Annotated in this window: 9 protein-coding genes; 6 read left to right on the top strand and 3 right to left on the bottom strand. The window is 70.0% G+C overall.

Translation table 11 applies throughout. From position 1 onward, the window contains the following. Nucleotides 1-90: 90 nt before the first annotated feature. From OZ403_RS28945 to OZ403_RS28930, 4 genes are all read left to right on the top strand, one after another. Nucleotides 91-1,458, top strand: a complete 1,368-nt coding sequence (locus OZ403_RS28945) for an SBBP repeat-containing protein (RefSeq protein WP_237077519.1) — start codon at nt 91-93, stop codon at nt 1,456-1,458. Nucleotides 1,459-1,534: 76 nt separating this feature from the next. After that, complete coding sequence (rpiA, locus tag OZ403_RS28940) at nt 1,535-2,245, top strand: ribose-5-phosphate isomerase RpiA (protein ID WP_140794542.1); 711 nt, start codon at nt 1,535-1,537, stop codon at nt 2,243-2,245. Between the two features lie 196 nt (nt 2,246-2,441). After that, the gene (locus OZ403_RS28935; protein WP_140794541.1) at nt 2,442-4,148 is read left to right on the top strand and encodes a DUF1592 domain-containing protein; all 1,707 of its coding nucleotides are present in this window, start codon (nt 2,442-2,444) and stop codon (nt 4,146-4,148) included. 5 nt (nt 4,149-4,153) lie between these two features. Next, nucleotides 4,154-5,590, top strand: coding sequence for a DUF1552 domain-containing protein (locus OZ403_RS28930; protein WP_268782299.1), 1,437 nt, complete (start codon nt 4,154-4,156; stop codon nt 5,588-5,590). Nucleotides 5,591-5,659: 69 nt separating this feature from the next. On the opposite strand, the gene OZ403_RS28925 is transcribed toward OZ403_RS28930, so the two are convergent. Together OZ403_RS28925 and OZ403_RS28920 are read right to left on the bottom strand one after the other, a co-directional pair. Beyond that, nucleotides 5,660-6,670: a metal-dependent hydrolase gene (locus tag OZ403_RS28925; RefSeq protein WP_140794539.1), complete on the bottom strand. Its 1,011-nt coding sequence runs from the start codon at nt 6,668-6,670 to the stop codon at nt 5,660-5,662. A gap of 156 nt (nt 6,671-6,826) precedes the next feature. After that, nucleotides 6,827-8,137 (bottom strand): pectin acetylesterase-family hydrolase, encoded by a 1,311-nt coding sequence (locus OZ403_RS28920; protein ID WP_140794538.1) that lies wholly within the window; start codon nt 8,135-8,137, stop codon nt 6,827-6,829. Nucleotides 8,138-8,351: 214 nt separating this feature from the next. Between OZ403_RS28920 and OZ403_RS28915 the strand changes: the two genes are divergently transcribed. Further along, on the top strand, nt 8,352-9,023 hold the full coding sequence (locus tag OZ403_RS28915) for a hypothetical protein (protein ID WP_268782298.1): 672 nt from the start codon (nt 8,352-8,354) through the stop codon (nt 9,021-9,023). Between the two features lie 162 nt (nt 9,024-9,185). Then, nucleotides 9,186-10,907 carry a PAS domain-containing sensor histidine kinase gene (locus tag OZ403_RS28910; protein WP_328285473.1) on the top strand — a complete coding sequence of 574 codons (1,722 nt, stop codon included), beginning with the start codon at nt 9,186-9,188 and terminating at the stop codon, nt 10,905-10,907. On the opposite strand, the gene OZ403_RS28905 is transcribed toward OZ403_RS28910, so the two are convergent. Then, on the bottom strand, nt 10,876-12,996 hold the full coding sequence (locus tag OZ403_RS28905; RefSeq protein WP_268782296.1) for an ATP-binding domain-containing protein: 2,121 nt from the start codon (nt 12,994-12,996) through the stop codon (nt 10,876-10,878). The two genes, OZ403_RS28910 and OZ403_RS28905, sit on opposite strands and share 32 nt — an antisense overlap. Between the last annotated feature and the right edge of the window lie 39 nt (nt 12,997-13,035).

Genomic DNA, 13,035 nt, shown 5'->3' with positions numbered 1-13,035 from the left:
TTTCCCTATCAGGGACGTCGTCGTTCGGGATTCTCAACGCCTGCTGGCTGCGTAGAGTGCGGGCGAGATTTTCATCCCGAGGAGTCGCCCATGGTTCGTGGTTGGCAGCGGTGGAGCGCGTGCGGAGTCCTGGGTGGATGGGCGCTGCTGAGTCTTCCCGGGGCCTCAATCGCGAAGGCGCCTCCGCTGCAGCAGGTCACCAGTTGGGTGCACCAGTCCGGCGGCCCGCAGGACGAACTGGCACAGGCCGTCACGACCTCGGGCAACGCCGTCTATACGGCGGGCTACACCAGCGGGCAGCTCGGCGCGGAGCCCTCGGCGGGGGGACAGGACGCCTACGTTTCGAAGTACGACGCCTCGGGCGCGCTGCTGTGGACGCGGCAGCTGGGAACGTCCGCGAATGACCGTGCGCTCGCGGTGTCCGCGGATGAAGCCGGCAACGTCTACGTCGCGGGCTACACGTGGGGCAGCTTCAGCTTCTACGAGAACGCCGGCGGCACGGACTTGTTCGTGGCGAAGTACGACGCGAAGGGGGCCTTCCAGTGGGTCCGGCAGTTCGGCACCGCCACGGATGACTACGCCACGGGCATCGCCGCCACGCGGCTGGCGTCGCATGACGTCGTCTTCGTCAGTGGCTATTCACTGGGGCGCTTCGATGGCTCGGCGCCGCAAGGCAACTACGACGTGGTGGTGGCCAAGTTCGACACGGGCGGCAATCCCTACTGGCTGCGCCAGTACGGCTCCGCGCGCAGTGACGTGGCGCTGGGCGTGGCCGTGAGCCCCAACGAGGACGTCTTCGTCACGGGCTACACCTACGGCAGCCTGGACGGCGTGACGAACCCGGGCAACACGGTGGACCTGTTCCTGACGAAGTACAGCGTCCTGGGTGAGCCGCAGTGGGTTCGCCAGCTCGGCTCCTCGCATGACGAGTTCGGCACCGGCGTCGCGGTGGCGGACGACGGCAGCGTCTACGTGTCGGGCTACACGTCGGGCGCGCTGGAGGGGAACGCCCGCCTGGGCTCCTATGACGCCGTGCTGGTGAAGTACGACACCCAAGGCAACTGGCATTGGACGCGGCAGATTGGCACGGCGACCACCGACTACGCGCAGTCAGTGGCGGTGGGCAAGGAGGGCCGTGTCTACCTGGCGGGATTCACCTCCGGTGCCATGGGTGGCGAACCGTCGCTCGGGAGCACCGACATGTTCCTGGCCACCTACGACAGCCATGGCACGTGGCTGGATTTCCGGCAGGTGGGCTCCGCGTCGGCGGACCGTGGCCAGGGCGTGGCCACCGCGGAGGACGGCGCCGTCTATCTGGTGGGCTACACCTTGGGGCAGACGTCCAGCTTCCCCAGCGCGGGGGGCTACGACGCGGTGCTGTACCGCTTCCTGGATGGCGCCGCGTTGCCGGATGAGCCAGGGCCGTGGGGGCCCCGAGGGGACTCCAAGGGCCTCTGAGCCGTTCGCCGTCCAGCACGGGACATCGCGCGCGGGGACCCGCAGCCACCGCGCGCCGCCGCGCTACGCTTCCGTCATGAGCCAGCAGGACGACGGCGCGGCGACGGCCCGCTACAAACAAGCCGCCGCCGAATGGGCGGTGGACGGCTTCCTCCAGTCGGGCATGGTGGTGGGGCTGGGCACGGGCAGCACCGCGGCCTTCGCCGTCCATCGGCTGGCCGCGCTGCGCGCGCAGGGGCGGCTGCTGGACATCGTGGGCGTGCCCACCTCGCGCGCCACGGAGGCGCTGGCTCGCTCGCTGGGCGTGCCCGTGTCGACGCTGGACGCGCACCCCGTGCTGGACGTCACCATCGACGGCGCGGACGAAGTGGCGCCGGACCTGTCCCTCATCAAGGGCGGTGGTGGCGCGCTGCTGCGCGAGAAGATCGTCGCGCAAGCAAGCCGGCGCGTCGTCATCGTGGTGGACGCGGGAAAGCTGTCCCCCGTGCTGGGCACGCACTGGCCGGTGCCGGTGGAGGTGCTGTCCTTCGGCTGGCGCTCCCAGGCGCGTTTCCTCGAATCGCTTGGCGCTCGCGTCACCGTCCGGCACGGCGCTGGCGGCGAGCCCTTCCTCACGGACCAGGGCAACCTCGTGCTCGACTGTGCCTTCGGTCCCATCGACGCGCCCGCGTCGCTGGCCGCGAGCCTGGGCGCGCGCGCGGGAATCGTGGGCCACGGCTTGTTCCTGAACCTCACCACGGACCTGGTGGTGGCCGGTCCGAAGGGCGTGGAGCACCACGCGCGCTGATGTCAACGCGGTGTGCTCGCGCACCCGGAGTCCTCTCGCACCCAGAAGACAAACAGCGGCAACGTAGGCGGCTGTGTGGCCAGTATATTCTGCATTCCTTGCATTCGCTGGCGTTTGGAGCCAATCCGAGCGCAATCCCGCAGCTCGCCTGGACGCTCAGGGGCGTTGAAGCGCCGCGCTAGAATCGTGACGGACCGTGTTGGTGAAGCGGTTAGAATCGTCCGCCAGCCAGCACTTCAGAGGGGGCCAATCTGGGGGTGGCTGGTCCGAGGGTGCCTTGCGTATGCGACTCTTCCGTTTCTCTGTTTCCGCGGCCTTGCTGCTGTCAGCAGCGTCGTGCTCTTCCGACAAAACCCCGCCAGGGGGGACGCCTCCTGAAGTCGACGAGGCTTCGGCGACGCGTGTGCGGCGCATGACGCGTGCGGAGTACGACAACAGCGTCAATGCCATCTTCCCCACGACGGTGCCGCTGGTGATGACGTACGCCTTCGCGCCGGAGGACACCATCCTCGGGTTCTCCACCCATGACCGGCTGCAGGTCACGTCCTTGCTGGCGGACCAGATTGACGTGGCCGCCAACAACCTCGCGGAGTACGGCAAGGTCCAGCTGCGCGCGGACTGGACGTGCGCGGCGGACGTTCCGGAGCTGGAGTGCGCGGAGAAGTTCATCCGCGGCATCGCCTCGCACGCCTACCGCCGGCCCGTCACCGACGACGAGGTCGCCGACTTCCTGGTGCTGTGGCAGGAGTCGAGCAGGGGGACGGACCCGGGCACCGGGGCCCGCATGGTGCTCCAGGGCATCTTCTCCTCGGCCTCCTTCCTGTACCGCACCGAGCTGGGCGCGGAGGGGGCCGGCGCCAACCAGGTGGTGCGGATGACGCCGCATGAAGTCGCCACCGCGCTGGCCTTCGCCATCACCGCCGGCCCCGCCGACGCGGAGCTGCTGGCCGCGGCCGAGGCGGGCCAGCTCGACGCTCCGGACGAGCGTGAGAAGCACGCCCGCCGGCTGCTGGCCACGCCCGCGGCGCAGAGGCACCTGTACCGCTTCGTCGAGGAGTGGATTGGCATCACCGGCCAGGCCAACCTCACCAAGAACAACCAGGTGTTCCCGGTCTTCAGCGCGGCCTTCAAGGTCTCCAGCCAGGCGGAGACGCGGGCCTTCATCAACCACATCCTGAAGGAGCGCAACGGCTCGGTTCGCGAGCTGCTCAACGCCGACTACACCTACGCCGACGCGCGCATGGCGTACTTCTACGGCACCCAGCCCTCCATGCCGGACGGCACGCTGGGCCGGCTGCCGCTGCCGTCCGAGCGCGCGGGCATCCTCACCCACGCCAGCGTGCTGGCCACCTACGCGCTCTTCGACTCCAGCTCGCCCATCCGCCGGGGCAAGTTCATCATGCACCGCCTGCTGTGCCGCGAGGTGCCGCCGCCGCCGGCGACCATCTCCATCATCCCGCCGGAGCCGGTGCTGGACCGCACCACGCGCGAACGCTTCGCCGCCCACACCAACAATCCGACGTGCGCGGGCTGCCACCGGACCCTGGACCCCATCGGCTTCGGCTTCGAGGACTTCGACGGCCTGGGCAAGCACCGCACGGTGGAGAACGGCCTGGCGGTGGATGCCTCCGGCGCCGTGGAGCTCTCCACGGGGACGGTCCCCTTCACGGGCGCCGCGGCGCTGGCGCGCGTGCTGGCGACCAGCGACGACGTGGGGGACTGCGTGCCGCTCCAGCTCTTCCGCTTCGCCATGGGACGTGACGAGGCCCCCGTCGACGAGCACATGCTGGCCGACATGCGGTCCATGTTCCGGGCCAACCCGGAGTGGCGCATGGGCGATGCACTCGTTGGCCTCGTGCGCTCCCCGTATTTCGTCCACCGGCGTACCTCTTCCCCCGAGTAGCCCCCATGCTCCGCGAACTTTCCCGACGCTCCCTGCTCCAGGCGCTGGCCGGCTCGACGGCGGCGCTCCCCTTGGCCAACCTGCTCGGCACCACCGACGCCTATGCCCAGGGCACCACGCCGCCGCTGCGCTTCGTGGCCCTGTTCACCTCGCACGGCTGCCTCCCGGAGCTCTGGAATCCCCAGGGCTCGGAGACGAACTTCACGCTCGACTTCCCCAACTCCATGCTCGCGCCGCTCCAAGAACACCGGGACAAGCTCCTGGTGCTGGACGGCCTGGACTACCAGGTCCTCTACGAGCAGGGCCTGACGGGCCATGAAGGCGGCCCGGTGACGTTCCTCACCGGAAGCAAGGTCAACACCGGCAGCGGGGACCACCTGCCGGAGAGCGCCTCGCTGGACCAGGTGCTGGGCAACCACATCGGTGGTGGCACGCGCTTCCGCTCCCTGCAGCTCAACGCCTGGGAGCAGTTCGGTGGCCAGCACGTCTACAACAGCATCAGCTTCACGGCGAACGGCTCGCGCGTCCCCTTCGAGCGCGACCCGGCCAACGTGTACCAGCGCCTCTTCGGTGACGCGCCCTCGCCGACCGCCGACCCGGCGCAGGTGGCGAGCAACCGGGCGCGCCGCAAGAGCCTGCTGGACTTCCTGATGAAGGACGCCACGCGCCTGCGCAACCGCCTGGCGGGCGCCGAGCGCCAGAAGCTGGAGACGCACCTGGAGGCGCTGCGCGACATCGAGCGGCGTCTGGGGGCGCTGGCCATGGACCCGGCGCCGCTCCCCAAGCAGCAGTCCGGCGAGGCCGCTTGCAGTGGCGGCGCCGCGCCGCCGTCCTACGGTCTGGGCGGCCTGGGCAACCTCAACAACATGCCGGCGCTGACGCGGCTGCACATGGACCTCATCGCGCGCGCCTTCGCGTGTGACCTGACGCGCGTCGTCTCCATGACGATTCCGGGGCCGTCCATGCCCTGGCTGGGCATCCACGAGGACACACACAACGACATCGCCCACCTGCTCGACGTGCAGGAGGAGCCCCGCCGGACCACCATCCGCGGGAAGATGGTGCAGGTGCAGCGCTGGTACGCCGAGCAGCTGGCCTACCTGATGACGCAGTTGGCCGCCATCCCGGAGGGCAGCGGCACCGCGCTGGACAACACGCTCATCTACTGGGGCAACGAACTGGGCGACGCGTCCGGCCACATGAACGTGCGCGTCCCCACCGTGCTCGCGGGCGGGGCGGGCGGCCGCTTCCGCATGGGCCGCTTCCTGCGCGTGCGCGCCGCGGGCTCCAACCCGCTGGGCGGCTGGACGGGCCCCGGCACGCCGCTGCGTGGCGCCGTGGCGCACAACAAGCTGCTGGTGTCCATTGCCCGGGCCTTCGGCGTGAATGTGAATACGTTCGGCAACCCCGATTACACGGGGGAGCTGCCGGGCCTCACCTGAGCGGCGCTCGGGCTTGAAGTCCGGGCCCCGGTGGGCGCTGCGTGCCTCCGCCGGGGCCTTCGTGTTTCTTCAGGGCGCCGCGGTGTCAGTGCCCCGCCACCTGCGCAGCAGCTCGCTGGCGCTGCCACCGCGCTCCAACTGCGCGTGGGTCACCGCGTTGGACGCGTCCAGGTGGATGACGAAGGCCAGCGTCGGCTCGCCGCGCAGGTGGTAGCGCAGGTCGGCGATGCGCACCTTCCGGCCTCCTTCGGCTAGCGGCTCCACGTGGACGAGCGGGAAGCGGGCCCAGGCGAGCGCCTCGCGCACCGTCGGCACGGCCTGCACGTCCTCCGGCAGCATGCTACCGAAAGCCTGCGCGCGCCGGGCCTCCGACGGTGGACCCAGCAAGGGGACATCTCCCGCGGCGAAGACGTCACCGGGCAGGGTGGCCACGTAGCGCCACGTGCCCACGGAGAAGGGCAGGGGAAAGACACGCACGGCCTGCGCGGCGGGGTAGGCCGCTTCTACCCGCTGCGTCAGCACGGCCCAGGTGGCCACGCGGAAGCCCACGTATGCCACGGAGCAGGCCGCGCCCCAGAGCAGCGTCCGTCGCCAGTCCGCGCGCCGGCGCCAGGCCAGGATGGCTCCGGCGAGCAGCGGCAGCGTCACCCAGGGGTCCACCACCATCGTCCAGTCCAGGCTCAGGCGGCTGTCGGAGAAGGGCAGCAGCACCCGCGTCCCCCAGCCCGTCCACAAGTCGGGCAAGAGGTGCGCGAAGACGACGGAGGCCAGGCTGGTGAGGAACACGGGCGCCAGCCGCGCGCCGCGGAAGCAGGCGCGGGCGGCCAGCGTGGCGGTGAGCGCCACCAGCGGCGCGGCGACCAACGCGTGGGACAGCCCCCGGTGGGCCTGGAGCGCCACCGTCACCGCGTCACCGCGCGCCAGCAGGGTGTCCAGGTCCGGCAGCTCCGCGGCGAGCACCGACGCCACCAGCACCGCGCGGTCCGTGGGGGAGGCGCGCTCCGGGGCGCCGGGGCGCACGTCGGGCCTGCGCATGGCGCCAATGGCGAGCCCGAGCAGTCCGTGGGTGAGGTTGTCCATGGCGTGGCTTCGTCTATCGCCCCACGGGCCGCGTGGCCAGCGGCAGGAGAGGCGCCATTCGCCCGGCTCCTGAAACGGCGAAGCGGGACGCCGGGAATCCCCGACGTCCCGCTCCAGGTGTGGCGTCACCGGGCCAGGCCCGGCGTCAGACGGTGGCTACCCGCCCAGCGCGCCGTTGATGAGCGGCGCGACAATCTGCATGCCCGGGTCCTCGGCGTTGTAGCCGTTGGCGGGCTCGTAGATGCGGATGCGCTGGTTGCCGTTGATCCACCGCGACAGGAACGTGTCCATGCCCACGAACTCGCTGTAGCACTTGTACGTCTGGCTCCACGGGAACTCCATGTACTCGTACCAGTGGCGCTTCTTCTCCATCTGCTGGCAGGCGTGCGCGCCGATGAAGGTGATGATGGTGCTGCAGTGGCTGGCGTTGATGGCGCGCTCGTGCGGGATGAAATAGCTGAAGTTGTTGTACTTGTTCAGCTCGGTGACCAGCGCGTCCTGGTCCTGCTTCCAGTGGCCCAGCACGGACTCCTTGTCGTTGGGCGTGTGGAATCGCTCATAGGAGAAGCGCGAGTAGTTGTAGTCGCGCGAGTAGCCCGTGTAGGCCAACTGGTCGTTGGGGAACTCCTGCGCCACCATGCGGTTGATGGTGCCGAAGTCGCTCTGGCTGAACGTGCCCGGCAGCAGGGAGAAGACGGAGTTCAGGTCCCACGACTGGCGAATCTTGTCGTGCAGCGCGCGCGAGCGGAAGTTCGCGTTGGGCGCCAGGAAGATGGGGCCGGAGTCGTTGAGCAGGTAGCCACGCGCCGGGTTGATGGCCTTGCGCAGGAAGTAGTAGCCGGCCGCCGTCGCCGTGCCACCCGCGCTGTAGCCCGTCATCAGCATCTTCTGGACGTTGGGGAACTGCGTCTTCGCGTAGTTCGCCACCGCCAGCGTGTTGGTGTAGCCGTTGTGGTGCCACGTCAGCGGCGGGTTCTGCCCCGTCGAATCGACGTAGGTGGCCACGTTGTTGCCCACGTGCACGTCACCGGTGCAGTACGGCACGTAGACGATGTTCCAACCCTTCGTCACCAGGTCCGTCTTGCTGCGCCCCGGCAGGCCCGGGTCCGCGCCGTTGACGAGCGGCGACACGTACTTGGCCGTGAACTGGGTGATGTAGTCGTCGGCGATGCCGTTCGGATTGGCGGCGCCCAGCTGGCCCGCGCGGCCGCTACACGTGTCATAATCCCAGCACGCGCCGCCACCCTCGAACAGGAACATCAGGTTGGGCGAACCCGTGCGGTGCACCCAGAACTTGAACTGGGAGCCATTGCCACACTTGGTTCCCGGCAGCTCCACCTTCTGCCAGTTGTAGTTGTTGCCACCGTCCACCAGCACGTCGACGATGGAGGACATCACCACCTCCGCGCGTGCGGCTGCGGGCACGAGCGCGGCGGCTGTGAGTCCAGCCAGGACCAGGTTCTTCATTCGGGGACCTCCGGGTTTAGTTGGGAAAACCGTGTATACAATGGCGTTGCATCAGAGTCAGGAGGATTGTGGTTGTTTCACGTTCCCGACGAGCGGGACGCGGGTGCTGCGTTGCGCCAAGGATGCGACGCATTGCGGCATCTGATGTAATGCGTTGCGCTATCTCGTGGTGGGTGGTTGCCGCGCCCACGCCGTGCGCGGTATTCGGAGCAGCATGGCCGTGAATGCATGGAGGAAGGGCCTGCCCGGCCTTGTCGTGGCGACGGGCCTCGTGGTGGCGGCGCTGGTGTACGCGCTTCGCCAGGACACGGAGCCGGTGACGCCGGAGTCGCCCGCCGTCGTCAAGCAGGCCGCCACGTCCATGGCGCCGCATTCCGTGGCGCAAACGCCGCCTCCTCCTCCGCGGGCCACGCCGCCGCCGTTGGACCTGACGCGGCCGCCCGAGGAAGTGCCGGACGACAACGTGCCGAAGGTGCACCCGGTGGACCTGCAGGTGATTCGCGCGAAGCTGCCCGACAACCTCTACTGGCGGATGGGCGCGCCCACGCAGGACCCGGCCGAACTGGAGCGCCGCGAATCGGAGTCCCGCCGCTGGAACGAGCTCTACGGCAAGGTGCTGTCCGCCGACGCCACGGTGGAGCAGATTCGCGAGTACTACGGCCACCGCCGTCAGGTGTCCGAGGACTTCATCACCTTCTCCACCGAGGTGTTGTCCCGGTTCAATGACGTGCTGCCGGAGCGGGACCGCGGGCTCTACGAGCTGAGCATCAACATGCACCGCACGCGGCTGGCGGAGCTGCCGGCGCAGGAGCAGGACGCGCTCGACCGGCGGGAAGCCCAGGAGCGCCGCCGCGAGGCCTGGCGCCAAGGCCTCCAGTCGCCCTGAGCGCGCTCCCGGGCGGGCGGTGAGACTGTCCACCTCCGGACAGTGCCTCCGCGAGCGCGCCCGGCACGCCGCGGGGGCGGGAAGGGCGTTTCCCCCGAGCTGTGAGAATGTCGGCTGCCTTGCAGATTTCCGGCGCGTGACAGTGGGGTGGGCGCGGCGGAAATGTTAAGCGGCAGGTACATCGCCTTGGCCCGTTCTCACACCGACCGCGTGGACTCACTCTCGACCGGACAGGACCCTGGTGGCGCCAGCCACGGCGGGTCGGACGCCAGCGGGCTGGATACCGCCCTGCTGGACCAGATGCCGGAAGCGGTCGTGGTCTGCTCGCTGGACGCAGTCTGTGTCCATGTGAATCCCTCGCTGGAGCGGCACCTGGGCCGGCCGCGCCAGGAGCTGCTCGGCCGGAGGCTCTGGGAACTGCACCCGGAGTGGACGGAACGTTCCTTCCAGGAGCGCTTCCGCCAGGTGGCCCGGACGGGCGAATCCGCCGAGTTCGAATGCCATACCGAGCCCCAGGACCGCTGGTTCGTGAAACGGTTGTTTCGCGTCCATGAGCGGGTCGTCCTGTTCTCTCGGGACATCAGCGCGGAGAAGAAGCAGGAGGCGACGCTTCGGGCCCTCTACGACGAGATGCGCCGGGCGCAGCGGCACGCGGCCTTCCTGGCCCAGGCCAGCGAGGTGCTGGCGTCGTCCCTGGAGCACGACCTCATCCTGCAGCGCATGGCTCACCTCGCCGTTCCCATCCTGGCGGACGCGTGCTCGGTGGACCTCCCCATGCCGGATGGGCAGGTGCGCCGTGCCGCCGCCGCCTTCTCCAGGCAGGAGATGGTGGCGCCCGCGCAGGACTTCCAGTCGCGCTATCCCATCCGCCTGGAGGACGCGGCGGGTATCGGCAAGGTGCTGCGTACCGGCGTCACCGAGTTCACCCCGGACTTTCCCGCCATGCTCGTCGCCGCCCAGGGGGGCAGCTCGGCGTACCGGCGGGCCGTGGAGGCGCTGGGCATCAGCGCGTACATCATCGTCCCGCTCATCAGCCGGGGCCGGGTGCTGGGGGCGCTCACGCTGCTCAATTCGGAGTCCCGGCGCAGGTACACGGAGGCGGACGTGCGGCTGGCGGAAGACCTGGCCCGCCGCGCCGCCACCTCGCTGGACAACGGCCGGCTCTACACGGAGGCGCAGGAGGCTGTGCGCGCCCGTGACTCGTTCCTGTCCGTGGCGTCTCACGAGCTCAACACGCCGCTGACCTCGCTCATGCTCAACATCCAGGCGTTGCGGCGCGAAATGGAGCCGCGCGCCAGCAATGGCCCCGCGTCACCGGAGGCGCTCTCCACGAAGGTGGTGGCGGTGCAGCGGCAGGTCTCCCGCCTGTCGAGCCTGGTGCGCGAGCTGCTGGACGTGTCCCGCATCACCGCGGGGCGGCTGCGGCTGGAGCGCGAGGACCTGGACCTGGCCGCGCTCACCCGCGAGGTGGTGCCCCGCTTCACCGAGGACCTGGCGCGCGCGGGCTGTGCGCTGCACCTGGACGCGGGGGGCGCCGCCACCGGCCATTGGGACCGGCTGCGGCTGGAGCAGGTGCTGCAGAACCTGCTCTCCAACGCCATCAAGTACGGCCGGGGCCGCCCCATTGAAGTGCGGGTGGGGGCGGATGCGTCGCGCGCCTGTCTGTCGGTGAAGGACCAGGGCGTGGGCATTCCGCCGGAGGGGCGCGCGCGCCTCTTCCAGCGCTTCGAGCGGCTGGCCAGCGAGCGGCACTATGGCGGGCTGGGGCTGGGCCTGTGGATCGTGAAGCAGATTGTGGACGCCATGGAGGGCCGCATCCTCGTGGAGAGCGTGCCCGGCCAGGGCTCCACCTTCACCGTGGAGCTGCCGCGCCACCCGGCGTGACCAGGTGAGAGCGCACGCCGGAGGACACCACCCACAGCTGATGGGAGGTGCGCGTCACCGCCACGTGCAGGCGGCGGCGTGACTCGTCGTCCACCGGGTAGGCCCGCGCCGTCGCGTCCGGGAGGATGACGTAGTCGAACTCCAGGCCCTTCACGCTGCCCACGTCGGTGACGTCCACGCCGGGCTCGAAGGTGAACTCGCCGTCGCTCACCAGCCGCGCCCAGGGCTGGTCGGCGACGACGCGGTAGATGGCCTGCGCGGACTCCGGGCTGCTGGCGATGACGCCCACGGAGGCGTGGGGCTCGCGGGCGACGAGGTCCCGGAGCGCCTCGCCGATGAAGAGCTGCGCCTGGGCCTCGTCGGGGAAGTGGTGGAAGCCCACCGGAGCGCCCGCGCGGCCGGTGGCGGCGGCCTCCGGGGCCTGCGCGCCCAGCACCTGCCGCGCCAGCTCCACCACGGGCCGGGGGCACCGGTAGGAGACCTGGAGTCGGCAGGTGGCGGCGTCGCGGATGTCGAGCTCGTTGAGGACGGCGGGCCAGCCCGCGAAGCCCGCGTCCGTCTGCTGCATCTCGTCGCCCGCGAGCGTGCAGCTCTTGCCCTTGCCCAGCAACTGGCGGACGGCGAAGAGCTCGAAGAGGGAGAAGTCCTCGGCCTCGTCCAGTACCACGTGCGCCAGCCGCTCCAGGCCCAGCGAGGAGTGCTGGGCCTTGAGGAACATCAGGACGGGCAGGTCGTCCAGGTCCACCGTGCCGGCCATGGCGTCCGGCGTGTCGTCCTCGATGGAGCGCCCATCCACGGTGATGAGCCGCTCCGCGTCGGTGATGTCCTTGAGCACCTTGGACAGCGGCGTGGCGAGCTGGAGGCGCGTGTGCTCCAGCGTCTCGTCGATGGCGGTGCGAGGAATCTCACCCTTGGCGGCGGTGACCACGCTCTCCAGGAAGCGCCGGTCCATGTACGCGTCCGCCATCCGCGTGCGCAGCCGCTCCAACGTGGTGCCCGCGTCTGTCTTTGGCACGCCCACCCGGGCGGCCAACGCGCGCCGCAGGGTGGGGTGGCGCTTGAGGCGGGACACCAGCGGCGGCGTGTCATTCCACAGCTTGATGCCGGGCACGTTGAAGGCGGAGCGCGCGGTGGCGAGCAGCCAGGCATCCCGCGTCTGCACGGCCACGTTGCCCAGGCCCAGCGGCGCCAGCAGCCGGCGGGACAGCCGCGCCAGCCCTTCTTCCGGGACGATGAGCTTCATGCGGGCCTGGGGGAACGTCCGCGGGTCGTCGAAGGCCAGCTTCGCCAGCCGGTGCAGCGCCACGGTCGTCTTTCCACTGCCCGCGCTGCCCAGCACCAGCAGCGGCCGGTCCGGGCCGGTGCTGACGGCCTCGTACTGCTCGGCGTCCAGCATGGCGGTGACGCCAAAGGCATCCTCGATGCGGCGCGCGCCCTTGCCGGTGCCCAGGAACTCCGGCCGCGCTGCCGTCCCCGCGCCGCCCGACTGAAGGGTGGAGAAGTCGCGGCTCACGCTGCGCCACGCGCCGTCCGCCAAGCGCTCCAGCACCAGCGCGCCGGAGATGATGCGCGTCAACACGCCTCGCTCGATGATGACCAGCCGGCGTGTCTCCACGCTGCCCTCGGCGAGCCGCTCACCGAAGTACTCCTCGTAGTCGTCGCCTTCCTCGTAGCAATAGAAGACACGGGCCACGGGCGCGAAGCGCCAGTCGATGACGCGCACGCCAGCGCCCACGTCCGCGAACGTGGTGCGGCCCAGCAGGTAGTCGCGCGGGCCGCCTTCGCCATTGAGGCGCAGGTGCGCGAAATAGGGGGCCTGTGGGTCCGGAAGCTTCACGCCCTCCTGGCGTTCCATGAGAGAGCGCATCTGGTTCATCTGCGCGAAGATGTGCGGCAGGTCCGCCACGGCCGCGGTGGAGGCGTCGTCCCGCAGCACCTGCAACTGGGCGACAAGTCCTTGCGTGTCCTGTCCGCGTGCGGACTTGCGCCGCGCGACTTCCAGCGTGGACTGAACACGGGCCAGCAAGGCCTCTTCCTCGGCGATGATGGCGCGGGCATGGTCCGGCAGCGACGCCTCGACGTGGCTCATGCGCGGCAAGGTGAACCTCGGCGCCGTATGCGTCAACCT

This window comes from Myxococcus sp. NMCA1 (assembly GCF_026810205.1).
Lineage (GTDB): Bacteria > Myxococcota > Myxococcia > Myxococcales > Myxococcaceae > Myxococcus > Myxococcus xanthus_A.
Note: the sequence above shows the minus strand (reverse complement) of the source record. Positions and strands in the feature narration are given on the sequence as shown.